This window comes from Mumia zhuanghuii (assembly GCF_042681565.1).
Taxonomy (GTDB): Bacteria; Actinomycetota; Actinomycetes; order Propionibacteriales; family Nocardioidaceae; genus Mumia.
Genome location: NZ_JBHUFT010000008.1, coordinates 1,528,038 through 1,546,740 on the forward strand (window position 1 = coordinate 1,528,038; position 18,703 = coordinate 1,546,740).

General features: G+C 70.8%; 17 protein-coding genes and 1 tRNA gene. 7 read left to right on the forward strand and 11 right to left on the reverse strand.

What is annotated here, in order from left to right; translation table 11 throughout:
* The first annotated feature begins 12 nt into the window (after nucleotides 1-12).
* Nucleotides 13-2,058 carry a sensor histidine kinase gene (locus ACFSDF_RS15875; protein ID WP_377158229.1) on the forward strand — a complete coding sequence of 682 codons (2,046 nt, stop codon included), beginning with the start codon at nucleotides 13-15 and terminating at the stop codon, nucleotides 2,056-2,058.
* A gap of 19 nt (nucleotides 2,059-2,077) precedes the next feature.
* On the opposite strand, the gene ACFSDF_RS15880 is transcribed toward ACFSDF_RS15875, so the two are convergent.
* Nucleotides 2,078-2,683, reverse strand: a complete 606-nt coding sequence (locus ACFSDF_RS15880) for a response regulator transcription factor (RefSeq protein WP_167004031.1) — start codon at nucleotides 2,681-2,683, stop codon at nucleotides 2,078-2,080.
* Between the two features lie 85 nt (nucleotides 2,684-2,768).
* On the opposite strand from ACFSDF_RS15880, the gene ACFSDF_RS15885 reads away from it, so the two are divergent.
* Both ACFSDF_RS15885 and ACFSDF_RS15890 read left to right on the forward strand, forming a co-directional pair.
* Nucleotides 2,769-3,500: an ABC transporter ATP-binding protein gene (locus ACFSDF_RS15885; RefSeq protein WP_167004028.1), complete on the forward strand. Its 732-nt coding sequence runs from the start codon at nucleotides 2,769-2,771 to the stop codon at nucleotides 3,498-3,500.
* Nucleotides 3,501-3,511: 11 nt separating this feature from the next.
* The gene (locus ACFSDF_RS15890; RefSeq protein ID WP_377158232.1) at nucleotides 3,512-5,959 is read left to right on the forward strand and encodes an FtsX-like permease family protein; all 2,448 of its coding nucleotides are present in this window, start codon (nucleotides 3,512-3,514) and stop codon (nucleotides 5,957-5,959) included.
* A gap of 82 nt (nucleotides 5,960-6,041) precedes the next feature.
* On the opposite strand, the gene ACFSDF_RS15895 is transcribed toward ACFSDF_RS15890, so the two are convergent.
* Together ACFSDF_RS15895 and ACFSDF_RS15900 are read right to left on the reverse strand one after the other, a co-directional pair.
* Nucleotides 6,042-6,698, reverse strand: coding sequence for a response regulator (locus ACFSDF_RS15895; protein ID WP_377158234.1), 657 nt, complete (start codon nucleotides 6,696-6,698; stop codon nucleotides 6,042-6,044).
* Nucleotides 6,695-7,747, reverse strand: a complete 1,053-nt coding sequence (locus tag ACFSDF_RS15900; protein WP_377158235.1) for a sensor histidine kinase — start codon at nucleotides 7,745-7,747, stop codon at nucleotides 6,695-6,697. The genes ACFSDF_RS15895 and ACFSDF_RS15900 overlap by 4 nt, the downstream gene beginning before the upstream one ends.
* Nucleotides 7,748-7,996: 249 nt before the next feature.
* Between ACFSDF_RS15900 and ACFSDF_RS15905 the strand changes: the two genes are divergently transcribed.
* Complete coding sequence (locus tag ACFSDF_RS15905; protein WP_377158237.1) at nucleotides 7,997-8,479, forward strand: DUF6326 family protein; 483 nt, start codon at nucleotides 7,997-7,999, stop codon at nucleotides 8,477-8,479.
* A 47-nt stretch (nucleotides 8,480-8,526) separates the two neighbouring features.
* On the opposite strand, the gene ACFSDF_RS15910 is transcribed toward ACFSDF_RS15905, so the two are convergent.
* A tRNA-Lys gene (locus ACFSDF_RS15910) sits at nucleotides 8,527-8,602 on the reverse strand.
* Between the two features lie 148 nt (nucleotides 8,603-8,750).
* Here ACFSDF_RS15910 and ACFSDF_RS15915 point away from each other — a divergent pair.
* On the forward strand, nucleotides 8,751-9,815 hold the full coding sequence (locus tag ACFSDF_RS15915) for an alpha/beta hydrolase (protein WP_377158239.1): 1,065 nt from the start codon (nucleotides 8,751-8,753) through the stop codon (nucleotides 9,813-9,815).
* A gap of 31 nt (nucleotides 9,816-9,846) precedes the next feature.
* On the opposite strand, the gene ACFSDF_RS15920 is transcribed toward ACFSDF_RS15915, so the two are convergent.
* On the reverse strand, nucleotides 9,847-11,070 hold the full coding sequence (locus tag ACFSDF_RS15920) for an MFS transporter (RefSeq protein ID WP_377158241.1): 1,224 nt from the start codon (nucleotides 11,068-11,070) through the stop codon (nucleotides 9,847-9,849).
* A complete protein-coding gene (locus ACFSDF_RS15925; protein WP_208322374.1) occupies nucleotides 11,067-11,444 on the reverse strand; it encodes a rhodanese-like domain-containing protein in 378 nt (125 codons plus the stop codon). The genes ACFSDF_RS15920 and ACFSDF_RS15925 overlap by 4 nt, the downstream gene beginning before the upstream one ends.
* 125 nt (nucleotides 11,445-11,569) lie before the next feature.
* On the opposite strand from ACFSDF_RS15925, the gene ACFSDF_RS15930 reads away from it, so the two are divergent.
* Together ACFSDF_RS15930 and ACFSDF_RS15935 are read left to right on the forward strand one after the other, a co-directional pair.
* Nucleotides 11,570-12,553, forward strand: a complete 984-nt coding sequence (locus ACFSDF_RS15930) for a helix-turn-helix domain-containing protein (protein ID WP_377158243.1) — start codon at nucleotides 11,570-11,572, stop codon at nucleotides 12,551-12,553.
* A 59-nt stretch (nucleotides 12,554-12,612) separates the two neighbouring features.
* Nucleotides 12,613-12,954, forward strand: coding sequence for a YciI family protein (locus ACFSDF_RS15935; RefSeq protein WP_377158245.1), 342 nt, complete (start codon nucleotides 12,613-12,615; stop codon nucleotides 12,952-12,954).
* Nucleotides 12,955-12,976: 22 nt separating this feature from the next.
* Here ACFSDF_RS15935 and ACFSDF_RS15940 read toward each other — a convergent pair whose 3' ends face one another.
* The 5 genes from ACFSDF_RS15940 to ACFSDF_RS15960 all read right to left on the reverse strand — a co-directional run bounded on the left by ACFSDF_RS15940 (nucleotide 12,977) and on the right by ACFSDF_RS15960 (nucleotide 18,692).
* Nucleotides 12,977-13,636, reverse strand: a complete 660-nt coding sequence (locus ACFSDF_RS15940) for a class I SAM-dependent methyltransferase (RefSeq protein WP_377158247.1) — start codon at nucleotides 13,634-13,636, stop codon at nucleotides 12,977-12,979.
* Between the two features lie 174 nt (nucleotides 13,637-13,810).
* Nucleotides 13,811-14,314: an Lrp/AsnC family transcriptional regulator gene (locus tag ACFSDF_RS15945; RefSeq protein ID WP_377158249.1), complete on the reverse strand. Its 504-nt coding sequence runs from the start codon at nucleotides 14,312-14,314 to the stop codon at nucleotides 13,811-13,813.
* A gap of 13 nt (nucleotides 14,315-14,327) precedes the next feature.
* Nucleotides 14,328-17,819, reverse strand: coding sequence for an indolepyruvate ferredoxin oxidoreductase family protein (locus ACFSDF_RS15950; RefSeq protein WP_377158251.1), 3,492 nt, complete (start codon nucleotides 17,817-17,819; stop codon nucleotides 14,328-14,330).
* A 202-nt stretch (nucleotides 17,820-18,021) separates the two neighbouring features.
* Entirely contained in the window at nucleotides 18,022-18,453 is a 432-nt protein-coding gene (locus ACFSDF_RS15955; protein ID WP_377158253.1) for a type II toxin-antitoxin system VapC family toxin, read from the reverse strand.
* Nucleotides 18,450-18,692 carry a ribbon-helix-helix protein, CopG family gene (locus ACFSDF_RS15960; protein ID WP_167003991.1) on the reverse strand — a complete coding sequence of 81 codons (243 nt, stop codon included), beginning with the start codon at nucleotides 18,690-18,692 and terminating at the stop codon, nucleotides 18,450-18,452. Before ACFSDF_RS15960 ends, ACFSDF_RS15955 begins: the two co-directional genes overlap by 4 nt.
* Nucleotides 18,693-18,703 lie beyond the last annotated feature (11 nt).

Below are 18,703 nucleotides of genomic sequence, written 5' to 3' on the forward strand. Positions count from 1 at the left end.
TCTGAGCGCTCGATGAGCTGGACAAATGGTGGCGGTCTGCACGCACGCGCGGTCACGGTCGCCGTCCTCGGGGCGTTCGTCGCCGTTTACCTGGTCGCAGCGGGAAGCGACCTCCCCTGGGTTGCACCGCTCGTCGTCGGCGCTCTCGTGCTGCACCTCCGCTTTCTCCTGCCGGGGTGGCCGCACGGGCCCCTTGTGTCGGTCGTCCAGGCGGCGCTCCTTTATGGGGCGGTGCTCGGGTTCGGTGTATCGGTCGGCGTGCTGGGGTTGGCGATCGGTGCGCTGTGGCTCGAGGGGCGTCGTGCGGCTGCGGTCGCGGTGGCCGTCAGCGCCCCCGCGATCGCTGCGGTCGAGGAAGGTTGGTCGCGTGCCGTCATCGACGTGTCGATCTCCGCGTGGCTCATCGGGATCGTCGCTTACGGTCTGACGCGTCTTACCTACGATGTCGACGAGGTGCAGTCCACCCGCCTGACCCTCGCCGCCGCCGCCGTGCGGGAGGAGAGGCTACGCATCGCTGCGGGGTTGCGTGGCGTCATCGAGGACGGGCTGACGGCGATGGCCCGCGCGGCCCGACGTCCTTCCGAGCTCGGTGACGCCTTGGCGGAGGCCCGGAGCTCGCTGGACGCAGCTCGTACTGCGGCGTCGGAGATGCGAGAGCTGTCGCTGGCGCCGCAGGTGTCAGCAGCGCAGGGCATGCTCGAAGCGGCCGGCGCCGAGGTGACCGTCCGCACGGGGCACCGCGAGCCGCTCGGTCCCGGCGGATCTCTGCTGGCGGCGGTGCTCCGTGAGGCGGTCACCGATGCCGTACGCGATCGGGCGTGTCACTGCCTCATCGAAACCATCCAGGACGACGGCGAGGTGCGTCTGACCGTCGTCGCCGATGGGGCCCGCACCACCGAGCGTGGTGAGGCCGCGCTCGAGCCGTTGGCCGTCCGCCTCGCGGCAGCGGGCGGGCGGCTCGACGTCGACCTGGACGCCGACGGCAGGATTCGCGTCGTGGCGAGCTTGCGGGTTGCTGAAGAGGCAGCGCCGGTGTCGGATCAGCAGCGGTTCGCGACGGCCCTGCTCGCCGTGGTGCTGGTGGGTTTCTGCGGGAAGGCCCTGCTCCAGCTGTCGGGCGTCGAGCTGCTGGTGGCGCTCCCGCTGCTGGCCGTCGTCTGCCTCCTGAACCTGCGCCTCCGGAGTCCCTGGCTGCTTCCCCTGCAGGCGGTCATCGCGTTCGTCCCGGTGGTGTGGCTGGGGAGCGCGTGGGGTGGCGTCGCCGGATTCCTGGCGGGCGCGTTGCTGGTGTCGCTCCCGCCCCGGGCTGCGTGGCCGCTGGTTGGTACGACGATGGTCGGGGTGTTCGCAACCCAGTCGGCGGTGGGCACGGCGCCTCCGCTGACCGTGAACCTGACCATCAGTGTCCTCGTCACCGGTCTCGTCGTCTTCGGGCTCGCCCGGCTCGCCGTCCTGGCCGACGAGCTCCACGCCGCGCACGACGGCCTCGTACGGGCGGCGGTCGTCCAGGAACGGCTGCGTGCCGCGCGCGACCTGCACGACCTTCTCGGGCACACCTTTGCGGCGATGATCCTGAAAGGCGAGCTGGTGCGTCGTCTGCTCGACCGGGACCCGGATCGCGCCAGCGCCGAGCTCGACGAGATTGCCGCGATTGCGGTCCGAGCCCGTGCCGACATGGCGACGGTCGTCGGTGAGGCGCCTCGGCTCGAACTCGCCTCCGAGGTAGAGGCCGCTGGGTCGGTCCTGCGGGCAGCCGGGATCGCGACCACCGTGGAGGCGTCCGTGTCGGCGGTGGACGGCGAGCGCGCCGCGGCGTTCATCGCCGTCCTGCGCGAGGCGGTGACGAACGTCCTGCGACACAGCGCCGCGAAGGAGGCGCGCATCACGGTCGACGGCTCCCAGCTGGTGGTCGAGAACGACGGAGTTCCGGCCGAGATCACGTCGCCGGGTGCGGGCATCGGCAACCTCCGCACGCGGGTGGCGGCGCTGGGCGGAACGCTCGACGCGGGCCCGGTCGGCGACGGCCGCTTCCGCGTCACTGCCGCTGTCGACCGCTGACGGCGCCGTCGGCCCAGCGCTAGATCCAGCCCGCCTCGCGGGCGATGCGGAGGGCGTCAGTGCGGCCGCGTGCGTCGAGCTTTGCGACCACCGTCGTGAGGTGGTTGCGTACCGTGCCTGTCGACAGCCTGAGCGACGTGCCGATCTCGGGAGGCTCGGCACCGTCGGCGAGGAGCCGCAGCACGTCCTTCTCACGCGGGCTGAGCGGGTCGTCGGCCAGTCCCCACGCGGTGACGGCGAGCGACGGGTCCAATACGCGTCCTCCGGCGGCGACTGTACGGATCGCTCCGAACAGCTCGTCCAGCGGAGCTGTCTTCAGCACGAAGCCTGCGACCTGCGCCTCGAGCGCCCGACGCAGCTGGCCGGGGCCCGCGTTGCCCGTGAGCATCAGCGACCGGCAGGACGGCAGGCGTGCTGAGAGCTCGGCGGCCGCGGTGAGTCCGTCGGAGCCGGGCAGGTCGATGTCGAGCACAGCGACGTCGGGGCGATAGGCCAGCGCGGAGGGGACGATCGCGTCCCCGGTGCCGACCTCGGCGACGACCTCCAGGTCGTCCTCAAGATCGAGGAGAGCGACGAGTGCACCTCGTACGACCTGCTGGTCCTCCGCGAGCAGTACCCGAATCACGTCATGAGGGTACCCATGAGGATCTCACGGGGGACTGGTGATCGCGTCTGTGTCGTCCGTCGCCGCATGCCAGGAGGCTAGAAGCATGAGTGGAGCAGTGGTCCTGGATCAGGTGAGCAAGGTGTACGGCAAGGGTGGCGGCGCGGTCGCGGCGCTGCGCGAGGTGTCCGTGACGCTGCCCCGAGGCGGCTTCACGGCGGTGATGGGACCGTCCGGCTCGGGCAAGAGCACGTTCCTCCACTGTGCCGCTGGCCTCGACGTTCCGACGTCGGGCACGGTGCGGCTCGGTGGCACGGATCTGTCGGAGATGAGCGAGTCGGCGCTGACGCGGCTGCGACGTGAGCGGGTCGGGTTCGTATTCCAGGCGTTCAACCTGGTGCCGACGTTGACCGTGGAGCAGAACGTGGCGCTTCCGCTCACGCTGGCGGGTCGGCGAGCCGAGCGCGGCGCGGTGGAGGACGTGTTGTCGCGGGTCGGGCTCGCTGGGCGGGCGACACACCGACCGCCGGAGCTCTCGGGCGGCCAGCAGCAGCGGGTGGCACTTGCCCGCGCCCTGATCACCGCACCAGAGGTCGTCTTCGGTGACGAGCCGACCGGAGCGCTCGACACCGTGACCGCGCGCGACGTCCTCGGACTGCTGCGGGAGACCGTCGACATCCTCGGGCAGACCGTGGTGATGGTGACGCACGACCCGGTGGCCGCCTCGTACGCCGACCGGGTCCTGTACCTCGCGGACGGTCGCATCGTCGATGCCGTCGACTCGCCGACACCGGCCGAGGTAGCGGACCGCATGACGCGTCTGGGGGCGTACGCGTGAGCGGCGGGACGGTGAGGGTCAGGTATGCATCGAGCTCGCTGCGGCAGCGGAAGGGGGCCTTCGCCGGCACCTTCGCCGCTCTGCTGTGCGCGGCAGCGCTGGTGTGCGCGTGCGGGATGCTGATGGACACCGGGTTGCGGTCGACGGCGAAGCCGCAGCGGTACGCCGGTGCGCCGGTCATTGTCGCAGGCGACCCGGCGTCACACTTCCTGAAGGACCTCGACAAGGACAAGCGCAAGACCAAGCCCAACACGAGCCGCCGTTGGATCCCGGCCGCGCTCGCCGACGTGGTCCGCGACGTCCCCGGGGTCGAGAGGGTCGTCGTGGAGCGGGCGGCGCCGGTCGTGCTGCCCGACGGCGAGCGGGTCGACGGGTACGGCTGGGAGTCGGCGGCGCTGCTGCTCGACCCCTCGGAGTCGGATGCCGCTCCGGCGGCACGGGATGAGGTCGTCACCGACCGTGCACCGGTAGGGGAGCGTGTCCGGCTGGTCACCTCGGCAGGGGCGGCGACGTACGCGGTGGTCGGATCCGCGCCCGGGCTGTACTTCGCCGAGACGGAGGCCGAGCGCCTCGCTGACGCGGCGGGTCGGTCTGGCCAGGTGTCGGCGATCGCCGTGTGGCCCGAGTCGGCCGCGTCCGCCGTGGAGAAGGCCGTACGGCGCAGCGAGTCGACCAGCGGGTCGAGCAGGCCGACGACGGTCGGTCCGTACGAGCCGGTGGAGAGCGCAGTCGTCGCGACGGGCGACGAACGGGGAGTGGTCGAGTTCCCGACGGCAGCGTCGGCGCGCGCCAAGCTGGTCAGCATGGGCGGCGCCCTCGGCGGTACGTCGTTGATCGTCGCGATCCTTGCCGTGGCCGGCACCCTCGCGCTGGCGGTCCGTCAGCGTGAACGCGAGCTGGCGGTGCTGCGCGCGGTCGGCGCGACACCGCGCCAGCTGCGGCGGCTGGTGGGGCGCGAGACGCTGCTCGTTGCGACGGCCGCTGCAGTGCCGGGCGCGCTGCTGGGCCTGCTGCTCGGCAGGTTTCTGTACGGACGGTTCGTCGCCCTGGGCGCGGTGCCCGAGACGGTCCCGCTCGTCGTCGGACCCTTCCCCGTGCAGGCTGCCGTCGCGGCGACGGTCTCCGCGGCCTGGGTGGCGGCGTGGTTCTCGAGCCGGCGCATCTCGGGCCTGCGACCGGTTGCCGCGCTCGGCGAGGCGTCGGACGAGAAGCGCAGCCGAGGACGGTTGCGGGCGATCGTCGGGCTCGTGTTCGCCGCGGGGGGTGTCGTGCTGGCGCTCGTCTTGACGAAGGTCTCCACCGATGCGGCGGCCGGACCGCTGGCACCGCTGACTGCGTTGATGGGGGCGGCTGCGGTGACCCTGCTCGCTCCGCTGATCGCCCGCGTCGGTCTGGCCCTGATGACCCTGCCGATGCGGCCGCTGCGCGGGTCGGTGGGCCTGGCCGGTATGAACCTGCGTGCCGCGTCGGGGCGTACGGCGGGGATCCTCGGTCCTCTGACCCTGATGGGCGCGCTGGCGGGAACGCTGCTGTTCGCCCAGACGACGCTGCAAGGTGCGGCCGAGCAGGAGGTACGAGAGGGCACGGTCGCCGACCGTGTCATCGGCCCCGCCGTGCCGGACGACGCCGCTCGGGCGTTGCGGGAGACACCGGGGGTAGCTGCGGTGACCGAGGTGCTCCGCACCCGCGTGCGTGCGGTGAACACCCCGTACACGGTCCAAGGCGTCACGACCGACGGGCTGTCGGACACGCTGGACCTGACGGTGACGGCGGGCTCGCTCGACGACCTCGTCGAGGACACCGTCGCTGCCAGTGAAGGCACCGGGCTCGCGGTGGGGGACGACCTCTCTGTGGCGATGGCCGACGGCTACCCGGTGACGCTGAAGGTGGTGGCCCTGTACGAACGCGGGCTGGGCTTCGGTGAGCTGACCATGGCGCACGCGCTGGTCGCGCAGCACGTGGACGACCCGTTGGGCGTCGCGCTCGTCTCCGCTCCTGGTGTGCCGGACACGCAGCTGCAGCAGGCGGTCGCTCCGTACGGTCTGACGCTCGGCGCCGCGGTGGACACCCCGGACACCACGAACGACAGCACGGTCAACTACATCGCGCTGGCGGCGATCGTCGGCTTCGCCGCGATCTCGCTCGTCAATTCGGTGGCGATGACCGTCACGGGTCGTTCGCGCGACCTCGAGCTGCTGCGCCTCGCCGGCGGGACGCGACGCCAGGTGCTGCGGACCCTGCGGTGGGAGACGCTGGCTGCGGTGATGCTGGCGATCGTGCTGGCATTCGCGATCGCGGCGACCACCGTGACGGCGTACGCCGCGGGGATGACTGGCACCCCGACGCCCTACGTCCCGCCGGCACTGGCGGTGGCGGTGGCCGGGAGCATCGCGGTGCTGGCCCTGATCGCGACCTCGCTGCCGGCACGAGCCCTGCTGCGGCCGCCGCCTGGCCGGTGATCGGGGAGGGGGCGCGAACGGGCGTCGCGACGACCACGACGATCACGAGCTTCGGATCACCCGTCTGGTCGAAGCGGCGGGACTAATCGGCTCTCACGCGTCTGGCGTCGTATGCCCACATCGCGATCTCGACCCGGTTGCGGGCGCCGAGCTTGGTCATCAACGAGGCGACGTGGGTCTTGACTGTGCTCAGGCCGACGAAAAGCTCAATGGCGATCTCGGCGTTGGTCCAGCCCCGTGCCACCAGCGCGAGCACCTCCTCCTCGCGCTCGGTGAGCGGGTCGATGGGCTGGACCGGCACGACTGGCGCCTGGTCGGCGAAGGTCGCCAACAGCCGGCGGGTGACGTTGGGGGCGATCAGCGCGTCCCCGTTGGCCGCCGCGTGGATGGCCTGTACGAGGAGCTCGGGCCCGGCGTCTTTGAGCAGGAAGCCGCGGGCGCCGGCGCGTAGGGCGCCGAGGACGTACTCATCGAGGTCGAAGGTGGTGATCACGACGACCGCCATCGGGTCCGTCACGTCGGGCCCGGCCAGGCGCCGGGTCACCTCGACGCCGTCGAGCCCGGGCATCCGGATGTCGACGAGGAGGACATCGGGACGCAGCCGGGTCGCCAGGTCGAGCGCTGCGAGCCCGTCTGCTGCGTCCCCCACGACCTCGAGGTCGGGTTGCGCATCGAGGATCATCACCAGCCCGGTCCGGACCAGGTCCTGGTCGTCGGCTACGACGACACGGATGCTCATGCCTGCGCCTCCACCGGCAGCACGGCCTCGACGACCCAGCCACCCTCGGATCCCGGCCCCGCGGAGAACGATCCGCCGAGGAGCTGGGCGCGTTCTGCCATGCCCAGCAGGCCGAACCCAGGCTCCGGGACTGGCCCCGGCTCGGTCTGCCCATCGTCGCTGACACGCAGCCTGACGGTGTCGCCCTCCCGGCGTACGTCGATCCCGACGCGGGTCGCGCTCGGGGCGTGCCGTACGGCGTTGGTCAGCGACTCCTGCGCAAGCCGGTAGAGCGCGGCGTCCACGGGCCGTGCCAGCCGGGTCAACGAACCGTCCAGCGAGACCTCGATGGTGGGCGTCGCGTAGGCGCGCGCCAGAGCAGGCAGGTCCGCGACACCCAGCTGCGGTGAGTAGGCGACGGCTTCCTCCTCACGCAGCAACCGCACCATGGATCTCATCTCCACGAGGGTTTGCGACGCTTCAGACTCGATCGCGGCCAGGACCTCGGCTGCCCTCTCAGGCTGAATGCCGGCGACCACGCCACCGGCCTGCGCCTGCACCGCGATGGCCGAGACGTGGTGGGCCACGATGTCGTGCAGATCGTGCGCCAGCGCCACCCGCTCCTGATTGCGGATCTCGCGCTGTTGGCGATGCCAGAGGTCCGCGCGGTAGCGGAACACCGCTGCGAGGGCGACGACCAACAGCAACAGGACGCTCCCGCCGAAAAGGTCGGCCCAGCCCGCGGAGGAGGCGTACACCCCCAGCGCGACGACGACGGTCACGAACGCCGTCCCCAAGACAATCTCCCGTCCCGAGCCCCACCGCACCAGGGAGTAGAGCAGGATCAGAACGGCCATCATGGAGTAGAGGCCGAGGTCCCCGGCGTGCGCAGTCAGTTGGAGGACCGAGAGCAGCCCGGCGACGCCCCACCCGACCAGGGCGGCCGTCAGAGGGCGGCCCCGCCGCCAGAGCAGGGCAGGCACCAGCGCCAGGGCGAGCACCGTCACAAGGGGTCGCCAGGCCAAGCCCGGCCGAACGATGCCCTCGCCCAAGGCGGCGGCCGCGAACACGCCCACCACCAGCCAGTCGAGACGACCGAGGGGTGGGGCGTCAGCAGGCCGCGGCTCATGCCAGAGGGAGCGCCAGACAGTGACCACGGCTCCAGCGTAGGGATCCGCGCGCCTCGGCGTACCCGCCGAAAGAACGAGAGAGAGGTCATGCCATCGGCCAGGCGAACTCCGGCCTCCGGGCCGAGGCGCCCGCCGCCGGGCTCGGCGAGCGTGGACCTACCGATCCTCACCACACCAACGGAGCCCATGATGAGAACACGTCAACCCACCACCGCACTGGACGACCAGCCGATCCCGGTGAGAGCCAAGCTCGCCGCAGCGTGGACGAGCTTCATGTTCCTGTACGCCTACGTGGACATTCTGAACTTCTTCACGCCCGGCATCATCGAAGACATCCTCGACGGCAAGGTCTTCACTTTCGACCTCTCTCAGACCTTCTCGACCACGGCGCTGACCCTCATGGCCATCCCGATCTTCATGGTCGTGCTGTCGATGACGCTGCCAGCCCGGGCGAACCGCCTCACGAACCTCGTCGTGGCCGCGGTCTACGTCCCCGTCACGGCATTCAACGTGGCGGGCGAGATCTGGCTGGCCTTCTACGGCCTCGGCGTCGTCCTGGAACTGATCCTTCTCGCCCTCATCGTGCGGTACGCCTGGACCTGGCCCCGCACGGCACCGGCGACCATGGCGACCGACCCAGACCATGGGTACGTCCGCGCTCAACGGCGGTGAGTACGGACGAAGGCCAGGCATCGATGCGATGCCTGGCCTTCGTTGGATGGTGCGCCATCAGGGACTCGAACCCCGAACCCGCTGATTAAGAGTCAGCTGCTCTGCCTATTGAGCTAATGGCGCGTGGTGCCTCTAAGCCGTCGCTCGAAGCAGTAGGAACTCTAGCAGGGGACCCCAACCGCTCCTAATCGAGGGGGCGCCCTGTGACACGGGTCTCCCGCGCCGTCCGTGCGCCTGCGAAAATGCGGCACCAGCCCCCGAAGGAGCCCCCATGAGCGACGCTACCTCGCGCACGTTGTCCCTCCCGCTGCGGCTCGAGCGGGCCGCGATCCGCGGCTTCGCCCGGCTCCCGCAGGCCGTCATCGCACGCCTGGGCGCGGGCGCCCCGGTCAACCGCGACGGCGAGCGCCTCGCGCCCGAGGTCGCGACTGCGCTGGGCGTGCTCAACCGCATCCCCGGATCCGACTTCTCGACCAAGCCGGTCGACGTCGCGCGTCGTCAGATCGAGGAGGAGGCACTCGTCTTCGCCGACACGTTCCCGCCGTTCGCTGTCGAGGAAGACCTCTTCATCCCGTCCGCACACGGCGACATCCCCGCGACCCGTTATCGCGCCAAGGCGGGGGAGTCGCGCGGTCTGGTCGTCTACTTCCACGGCGGCGGTTGGGTGCTCGGGAGCCGCGTGAGCACGGACTCCGCCGTACGGTTCCTCGCGCTGCACGCCGGCGTGGACGTGCTCTCGGTCGACTACCGGCTCGCGCCCGAGCACCCGTTCCCGGCGGCGATCGAGGACGGGCTCGCGGCGTGGGAGTACGCCGTCGCGCAGGCACCTGTGTGGGGTCTCGACCCGTCCCGCATCGTCGTCGCAGGCGACAGCGCCGGCGGCAACATCACCGCCGTCCTCGCTCTCGCGCTGCGCGGCGCCGCGGTCGAGCCATGCCTGCAGCTGCTGTTCTTCCCCGTCACCGACCTGTCCACGAAGCACCCCTCGTACGAGGAGTTCTCCGACGGATTCTTCCTGACCGAGCGACACATGGACTGGTATCGCGAGCGCTACCTCGCCGACCCCGCCCACGCCCTCGATCCGCGGGTCTCGCCGTTGCTCGCCGACGACCTGGCGGGCGCGGCGCCCGCGTACGTGGCGGTGGCCGGGTTCGACCCGCTGCGCGACGAGGGCATCGCGTACGCGCGCCGGCTCGAGGAGGCGGGCGTCCCGACCGAGCTCGCTCGCGCGGGCGATCTCATCCACGCGTTCATCAACATCACCGGCGTCAGCCCGAGCGCGTACGCGGCGACGCTGCGAGCGGCGCAGGCGGTGGAGAAGGCAGTCTCCGGCTAGGGGCCTCGCCCCGCGACACGGCGTCGCGGCCTCACGGAGCACGCCGGATCTCGGGGGACCAGAGGGGAACCAGGCACAGCGCCGAGATCGCGGCGCCGACGAGCATGACCGCGCGCAGTCCCAGCACCCCGGCGACGAGACCTGCCAACAACGTCCCTACCGGCAGCGCGCCCCAACTCGCGAAGCGGTGGACCGACGTCGCCTGGGCACGCATATGAGGTTCTGCGTGCTCGTGACGCAGGGTGACGGCGTTGACGGCGAACGCTCCTTGCCCCAGGCCGAACACCAGCATCCCGGTGGCCAGGAGTACGAGTGCGACGGGTGCTGTGGCAAGCCCGAGAACAGCGATACCGGCCACCGAAGGAATGCCGGCGAGTGCCATCACCCGACCTTTTCCATAGCGACGGTTCAGCCGCCCGGACGCGAGGCCGCCCAACGGAAACCCCAGTCCGCCCGCGGCGACGGCGACCCCCACCTGTGCGACGTCGAGGCCGAGCGTCTCGACCCCGTACAGCACGAGCATCGTCTCGAACATCGCAACGCCGATGTTGAAGACCGCCCCGACGACCATGATCCCGCGAAGCACCGGACGGTCGAGCACGTAGCGGAAGCCGACGCGGATGGAGGTGAAGAGCGGTGCCGTCTCCACACGTCGGGCGGGAGGTGGGAGCGACAAGGTGACCACGACAAGCGTTGCCGCGCTGAGGGCGAACGTCAGCGCATCCAGGCTCAGCGCCACCCCGAGCGACCAGACGCTGATCAGCAGGCCACCCAGCGCAGGACCAGCCAGCATTCCCCATGACTCCGACAGGGTGAGGCGGAGATTCGCCGGATGCCAACCTGCCTGGTCAGGAACGACCTCCGGAACGATCGACTGATACGCGATCTGAAAGAACACTGTCGCGGAGCCGATGAGAGCGGCGGCTGCCATCAGGACGACGATGGAGAACTCGCCTCGCAGAAGGATGAGCGCCGCGATGAACCCGAGCACGAGGAGGCGTACGAGGTCGGCGCCCAGCATCGAGCGTCCGAGCCCCCACCGGGTGACCCAGACGCCGGCCGGAAGACCGAGCACCAGGAACGGCAGCTTCAACAGGGTCGCGACGACCGCGATGTCGCTCGTCGACCCTCCCGCATGGGCGACCGCCACCAGGGGTAGCGCGATCAGGGTGACCTGGTCTCCCAGCACGCTGGCACTCTGGCCCGCCCACAACCAGCCGAAGGTGCTCCTGGCGCGGTGTGGCTTGCGCCTCATCTCGCGAGGTCGCCAGGCTCTTCGCCGACCGCGACCGGGAAGCCCTCCGCAGTCCAGCCCAGCATTCCCCCCGGCATCTCCTTCACCGCGCGTCCGAGGGCGGCCGCGCGGATCGCTCCTCGCGTCGAGGCATTGCAGTGGGGCCCGGCGCAGTACGTCACGAGCAGGTCGTCCTCCGGGACGCCGAGCAGTTCGAGGGTCTCCCTGTTGAGCCGCCTGTGCGGCAGGCTCAGGGCTCCCGGGATGTGCCCGGCCGCGTAGTGCTCGGGCGATCGAGTGTCCAGCAGCGTGAATCCCTGGATGCCCGCCAGCATGTCGGCGTAGACGTCCGCGCAGTCGGCCTCGAAGGCCAGTCTCGCCTCGAAATGCCGCAAGGCCGTCTCGCTGCTTGCCGGTGCAGGGTCCAGAACGTGGGAGCGCATTCGCATAGAGGCAACGGTGCTGGAATGCGTGAGCACTCACTAGTGACTGGAAGGACATCATGTCGTACGATCCGGCCATGTCGCCGCGTGGACCGTCACATCGAGTTGCGGTGATGGCGGCGCCCCGGATGTCGCTCTTCGAGCTGGCGATCGTCGTCGAGGTGTTCGCGCTCGAGCGCCCCGAGCTCGACGTCGACCACTGGTACGCCGTCCAGGTCTTCACCCCTCACGACGCCGGAGTCGCGGCACTGGGCGGCATGCAGCTCGAAGTCGAAGCAGGGATCGAGGCCATGGCGGTGGCCGACACCGTCATCGTCCCCAGCTGGCCTGTCGACCTCGAGCCGTCCGAGGAGATCTGTAGAGGAATCAGGGCAGCGTACGAACGCGGCGCGCGCGTCGTCTCCATCTGCTCGGGAGCGTTCGTGCTCGCGGCCGCCGGTCTGCTCGACGGTCGCCGCACCGCCACGCACTGGCGCTACGCCGACGAGCTGGCTCGTCGCTATCCCCGACTCCAGGTCGACCGCGACGTGCTCTACGTGGACGACGATCGGGTGCTCACCTCTGCCGGCTCCGCTGCGGGCATCGATCTCAGCCTGCACATCATCCGGAAGGATCACGGCGCCGCCATCGCGAACGCGGTGGCTCGCCGGCTCGTCGTGCCCCCGATCCGTGAGGGCGGGCAAGCACAGTACGTCGAGGCGCCCGTCGCGCGGGCAGACGACGACCGCATCCAGCAGCTGATCGAGTGGGTGGTCGAAGACCCACGTCGCCCCGTGTCGGTTGCCGCCGCCGCGCAACGGGTCAACATGTCGGAGCGCACGTTCAGCCGGCATTTCAAGAAGGTCACCGGCTCGACCTTCTACGACTGGCTCACCGAGCGTCGACTCCACCGGAGCACGGAGCTGCTCGAGACGAGTGACGAGACGATCGACGTCATCGCACAGCGCGTGGGGTTCACGGACCCCACGGCGTACCGGCGACAGTTCAAGGCCAGGTTCCTGACCACCCCGTCCGGCTATCGCAGCGCGTTCAGAAGGGTCAGCACCCCGGCGACCTCGTAGAGGACCCGTCCGGTGGTGGAATGTCTTCCATCTGTCGTGCGATCGAAGGAGTCGACCCGATGACGAAGTACCTCATCTCGTTCCCGAGTGCCGCCATGGACCTGTCCGGCGAGGATCTGCGCGCCGTGTCGGAGGAGTCGCACGCCGTCGTCCAGGAGGCGAAGGATGCCGGCGTCTGGGTGTTCGGCGGCGGCATCGACGAGAGCGTCCCGCCGGTCATCGTTGACGCCGAGGGGACGGTGACCGAGGGCACTTACCCGCAGACGAAGGAGCTCGAGGGCGGCTACGCGGTCCTGGAGCTGCCGTCCCGCGAGGCCGCGCTGGAGTGGGCCGCGAAGATCGCAGCATCCTGCCGATGTGCGCAGGAGGTGCGGGCGTTCCAGTACGACCCCGCGAGCTGACGCGCCCGTCAGGTCGTACGGGTCAGGCCGCGCGCTGCAGGCGCCACACGTTGTCGACGCGCGTGCCCGTACGGCCGTCCGGTGCGGTAGAGGTGCTGGCGACGCCGTCGAGCGTCACGACCTTCCACTCGTCCTCGGGCAGGTCGAGCGCGGTCATCACCTCGTCGAGCGTCGGGAAGACGGCGCCGGGTACGGAGTGCTCGTGTGGCTCGGCCCACGACGGCCAGCCGCCGTGCATGACGACGAGGAGCGTGCCGCCGGGCGCGACCGCTTCGGCCGCGCTGCGCAGGACGCCGTCTTGGTCGAGGGCGACGGGGGACTGGAGGAACTGCGCGCTGACGAGGTCGTACGAGCCTGCAGGAAACGTGGTGCCGAGCTCGTGCTGCTCCCAGGCCGTACGGTCCGTGACTCCCGCGTCAGCCGCGTGAGCGGCGGCGCGGTCGAGCGCGGTACGGGAGATGTCGACGCCCGTCACGGTCCAGCCCTGCGTGGCGAGCCAGACGGCGTCCGCGCCCTCGCCGCAGCCGAGGTCGAGGGCGGTGCCGGGCGTGAGATCGGCGACTTCGCGGACGAGGAGCGGGTTCGGCTTGCCGCTCCACACGCGGTCGGAGCCGCCGTACCGCTGCTCCCAGAACTCGGTGGGGTCGGTCGGGGTGGTGGGGTGGTCGGCGTGGGTGGTCATCGCGCTCCTCGGGTCGTGCGGGTGTCCTTTAGGGATAGCCGACGGGAGGGGTGGGTGCCAAAGGCGTTTGCTGGAATGGCAAGGGGTCTCGACAGGCTCGACCGGCGGTGGGGTCCCGACAGGCTCGACCGGCGGGTGTCGGCTCGACCGGCGGTGGGGCGGGTTTCGACAGGCTCAACCAACGGGCGGGTGGGAGCGGCCGTAGCCGGACTCGCGGGTCAGCTTCTCCAGCAGCGGCTGCACCCGATAGGGGAGCGGCGTCGAGATCGCCAGCGTCGACGTCGTGTGCCGGACACCGGGGGTGTCGATGATCCGCACGACGACCTCCTGGAGCTCGGCGTGCGTCACCGCCGCGACCCGCACCCGCAGGTCTTCGCGCCCGGCCTGCGTGATGATCTCGAGCACCTCGGGGATCTGCGCGACCTCCTGCACGACGTGCGCCATGCGTCGCTGGTCGAGCTCGATGTCGACGAACGCCTGCACCGGCACGCCGATCGCCTCGAGATCGATGTCGGGGCGGAAGCCCCGTACGACACCGGTGTCCTCGAGCCGCTTCAGTCGCGCCTGCACGGTGTTGCGGGCGACGCCGAGCGCCGCCGCGAGCTCCACGACGCCGGCTCGTGCGTTGCGGGTCAGTCTCCCGATGATCTCGGCGTCGAGGCGGTCCAGTCGCGGCACGGGGTCGAGTCTGTCAGACCAGCAGGTCGACCGGTACGCCTTCCTCGCGCAGCTGCTCGACGTACGTGGCGACGTTGCGCAGCTTCACGTCCTCGTACCCGCGCACGACGTCCGGCAGCCCAGCGATCCGCACCGCGCGCTCGTACGACTCCGCGCTGAGCCCGGCGACGAGCGTGTCGACCACGCCCTCGTAGTGGCTCACGAGACGCCGCTCGAGACGGCGCACCTTCGCGTAGCCGAACGGGTCGAACGGCGTGCCACGCAACCCCTTCATCCGTGCGAGCCCGCGCAGCACGACGTGCGAGCGCGGCGCGAAGCCGACCTTCTTCGAGCGGCCCATCGCCTTCAGCGCCGGCGGGTGGAGCTTGTAGGTCATCCGCGACCCGCCCGGCACCTGCCGCGCGACCTCGTCGGCGAAGGCGGCGTCGGTGAGCAGACGCGCGACCTCGTACTCGTCCTTGTATGCGGTGAGCTTGAACAGGGAGGTGGCGACCGCCTGCGTGAGCCGCTCGTCGGAGCCCACGACGCGCTCGGCGTCGCGGACGGCGGCGACCCGTGCGACATACCGCTCGGCCGTCGCCATCCCCTGGAACCGCACCAGGTCGCTCGCGCGCCGCGCCACCGTCGCGCGGATCGCGTCGGAGAAGCCCGCCGCGTCGACCGCCGGCACCGCGATCAGCGCCGCCTCGACCGTACGAGGGCTCGCCGCAGCGGCGAACGCAGCCGGGTCGGCGACCGCGACGCGGCCCCACCGGAACGCGGCGACGTTCGCGTCGACGGCGACGCCGTTGAGGCCGATCGCCTCCTCGATCGCCGCGGCGGGGATCGGGAGGGCGCCGGTCTGATAGGCAGCGCCGACCAGCAGGAAGTTCGCCGTGGTCGTGCTCCCGAACAGCTCCTCGGCCGCCTCGAGCGCGTCGAGTGTCATGACGTCGCGCGACACGGTGCCGAGCCGGTCGATGAGCTCAGCCGTCTCCGGATAGCCGACCGACGCGTCGTACACCATGTCGCCCGTCGGGGTCTTGCTCGTCGACGCGATCGCGACCGTCGTCGCCGGGTCCCCGTACGAGAGGCCCTTCGGGGATGTCGCCGCGAGCAGGTCGAAGGCGAGGACGCAGTCGGCGCCCTGCGGCGTGAGGCGGTTGGACGGCTCGAGGCCGCCGGAGGACGAACGCGGCGAAAAGCGCAGGTGGCCCGTCACCGGTCCGGCCTTCTGGCTCAGCCCGGTCTGGTCGAGCGTCTCGGTGTCGAAGCCCGCCCGCAGCGCCGCCGTCGCGAGCACCTGGTTGACGGTGAGGATGCCCGTGCCGCCGATGCCCGCGAGGAACACGTCGTGCGTGCCACGGAGCGGGGGAGCGGCAGGATCGGCGACGGCCGGAGGCGTCGGCGTCGCGCGACGCGGCGACTTCGTCGAGGGGTCGACCTCGACCGTCACGAACGACGGGCAGTCGCCGTCGAGGCACGAGTAGTCGGTGTTGCACGACGTCTGGTCGATGCGCGTCTTGCGGCCGTACTCGGTCTCGACCGGCTGCACCGACAGGCAGTTGCTCTTGACGCCGCAGTCGCCGCACCCCTCGCAGACGGCCTCGTTGATCACGACACGCGTGTTGCGGGCGGGGAGCGTGCCCCGCTTGCGCTGGCGACGCGCGTCGGCGGCGCAGTGCTGGTCATAGATCAGCACGGTCACGCCGGGGACGTCGCGCAGGATCCGCTGCGCCTCGTCGAGCCGGTCGCGATGCCAGAGCGTCGTGCCCTTGGCGAGCGCGCGCTTGCGGTGCCGCTGCGGCTCGTCGGCGACGACGATGATGCGGGCGACGCCTTCGTCGCTGAGCTTGTGCGTGAGCTGTGGGACGGTGAGCGCGCCCTGAGCATCCTGCGCGCCGGTCATCGCGACGACGTCGTTGTAGAGGATCTTGTAGGTGATGTTCACGCCGGCGGCCAGGCACGCCTGGATCGCGAGCTGGCCGGAGTGGAAGTAGGTGCCGTCGCCGATGTTCTGGAACGTGTGGCCCGCGCGCGTGAACGCGGACTGCCCGATCCACTGGCTGCCCTCGCCGCCCATCTGCGTGAAGCCCGTGACCGCGCTGTCCTCGCGGCCGGACGTCGACACCATGATGTGGCAGCCGATCCCGCCCGCGGCGAGCGAGCCCTCAGGCACGGCGGTGGAGCGGTTGTGGGGGCAGCCGCTGCAGAAGTACGGCGCGCGCGACGTCGTCAGGAGCGGGAGGGCGATGGTCTTCGGGCGCGGCGGCGTGATGGCGACGCGGTCGCCGAGGACGTGCCGCAGCGGAGCGAGGAGCCTGCCGGAGGTGACCTCGCCGTCGGCCGGTACGAGGGAGAGGCCGGCGGCGTCCTTCTTGCCGAGCACGCGCGGCGCGCCCGGACGGCCGTACAGGATCTCGCGGACCTGCATCTCGATGAACGATGTCTTGTCCTCGACCACGATGATCTCGTCGAGTCCCTCGGCGAAGCGCTCGACGGCACCGGGCTCGATCGGCGTGATCATGCCGAGGCGCAGCACGCGGATGCCCGCGGTCGCGAGGTCGTCGTCGGAGATGCCGAGGTCCACGAACGCCTGGCGCAGCGCGTCGTACGTCGTGCCGGCGGCGACGAGGCCGGTCGTCGCGTGCGGCGGATCGATGTCGAGGACGTCGAGCGCGTTCGCGGCGGCGTAGGCGCGGACCATCGCCGTACGAGGGCCGACGAGCTGCGCCTCCGCGCCGACGATGGCATCGGGGTTCACGATCATCGGAGCCTGCGCGTACGACCAGGGCTTGCCGCCCCACTCGAGCGACGGGACGACGGGGGAGAAGGAGTCCGCGGGGCGGTCGACCACCCAGGATCCGTCCGCGACGTCGGCGACGATCTTGAGCGCGACGAGGCAGCCGGACGCGCGCGAGAGTGCAGCGGCGTGCAGACCGTACGAGATGACCTCCGCGGCGTTGCGCGGAAAGAGGACCGGGATGCCGAGCGCGGCCAGCGTCCGCTCGCTCACGGCAGGGACGGTAGACGACTTCGAGGCCGGGTCGTCGCCGGCGAGGATCACGGCGCCACCGCGCGGGTCGACGCCATACATGTTGGCGTGGCGCAGCGAGTCGGTCGCGCGGTCGACGCCGGGCGCCTTGCCGTACCAGTAGCCGACGACGCCGTCGTGCGTTGCGTCAGCCGGGTCGAGCGGCTGCTGGCTGCCCCACACCGCGGTCGCGGCGAGCTCTTCGTTGAGCCCGGGCACGAAGCGGATGTCGTGCGCCTCGAGCACGTCCGGCATGTCGGCGAGCATGCGGTCGACGCCGCCGAGCGGACTGCCCTGGTAGCCGGACACGAACGACGCCGTACGCCGGCCGCAGCGGCGGTCGTGCGCGCGCTGCTCGACCAGGAGCCGCGCGATCGCCTGGACGCCCGTGAGCAGCACCGGCGGCGAACCCGCGCGATAGCGGTCGGCCAGATCGTACGGGGCCGGGGCGGTCGGCATTGCTTCGACGGGACGGATCGCCAGCTCGGTCACGGCGGGGCTCCTTCGCACTGCGGGGGCACGTGCCTGGATCAGGCTGTTGCGTGGCTCACATACGGCGATGTGATGTGCTCACAGTGCCCAAGAGTGCCGAGACGCGCAACAGCCGCCTGATCATCGGCGCAAAATGCTCAGATAGGCGGTGCGAGCGGGGTCCGCGAGGCGCAGCGTGACCAGCATCACGCCGACCTGCTGACTACCGCCCCAAAGAAGGGTTGTGCCAGGAGAGCCCGTCGAAGCGAGCGAAGTCGCTGTCGAACGAGCACACGCCCACGCCGTTCTCGAGGGCGAGGGCAGCGAGGTGAGCGTCCGGAACAAGGTTGGCCCGAAGGTCACCGTCGACGAGAAGACGTCCGAGAACCTCGGCGTGGCGCGGCCCCGGCACCGGGATCCACGCCTGCTCTGCCTGGATCCAGTCCTCGACGAAGCTCCACGCCTCGGCCGGTGACCGTGGCGACGCCGAGGCGCGCGGGTGTGTCGCGATGCGTTGGAAGGCAAGAAGTGTGGGCCAGGGGAAACCGATCCGCGTGGTGCCGCTCAGTGCGCCTTCGAGCCAGTCTGCGGCCACCTCGTGGAAGGGGCTCGTCCTGTCGACCGCGTAGAGGAGGACGTTGGCGTCGACGATCACGTGGTCGGCTCAGCCTCGTCGAGGAGATCGAGCGCCTCAGCGACATTCGACACGTCGATGCGAAGGCCGAGCTCGGAGGTGCGTTGGCGAAACGGGGTCGGTGAGGTCGACGACGTGCGGGTCATCCCCGCTCTTGCCAGCTCGTTCACCGCCTCGCTCAATCCGACGTGACGCTCGCGGCGCAGGCGATCTGCGGCTGCGGCGACATCAGGGTCGAGTCGGACGGTCGTGCGCGTCATACCGTCAGCCT

What these genes read in the sequence shown, in the direction of transcription:
- ACFSDF_RS15875 (WP_377158229.1), top strand. Translation starts at nt 13, where the DNA reads ATGAGCTGGACAAATGGTGGCGGTCTGCACGCACGCGCGGTCACGGTC.
- ACFSDF_RS15885 (WP_167004028.1), top strand. Translation starts at nt 2,769, where the DNA reads ATGAGTGGAGCAGTGGTCCTGGATCAGGTGAGCAAGGTGTACGGCAAG.
- ACFSDF_RS15895 (WP_377158234.1), bottom strand. Translation starts at nt 6,698, where the DNA reads ATGAGCATCCGTGTCGTCGTAGCCGACGACCAGGACCTGGTCCGGACC.
- ACFSDF_RS15905 (WP_377158237.1), top strand. Translation starts at nt 7,997, where the DNA reads ATGAGAACACGTCAACCCACCACCGCACTGGACGACCAGCCGATCCCG.
- ACFSDF_RS15915 (WP_377158239.1), top strand. Translation starts at nt 8,751, where the DNA reads ATGAGCGACGCTACCTCGCGCACGTTGTCCCTCCCGCTGCGGCTCGAG.
- ACFSDF_RS15920 (WP_377158241.1), bottom strand. Translation starts at nt 11,070, where the DNA reads ATGAGGCGCAAGCCACACCGCGCCAGGAGCACCTTCGGCTGGTTGTGG.
- ACFSDF_RS15930 (WP_377158243.1), top strand. Translation starts at nt 11,570, where the DNA reads ATGTCGCCGCGTGGACCGTCACATCGAGTTGCGGTGATGGCGGCGCCC.
- ACFSDF_RS15935 (WP_377158245.1), top strand. Translation starts at nt 12,613, where the DNA reads ATGACGAAGTACCTCATCTCGTTCCCGAGTGCCGCCATGGACCTGTCC.
- ACFSDF_RS15940 (WP_377158247.1), bottom strand. Translation starts at nt 13,636, where the DNA reads ATGACCACCCACGCCGACCACCCCACCACCCCGACCGACCCCACCGAG.
- ACFSDF_RS15960 (WP_167003991.1), bottom strand. Translation starts at nt 18,692, where the DNA reads ATGACGCGCACGACCGTCCGACTCGACCCTGATGTCGCCGCAGCCGCA.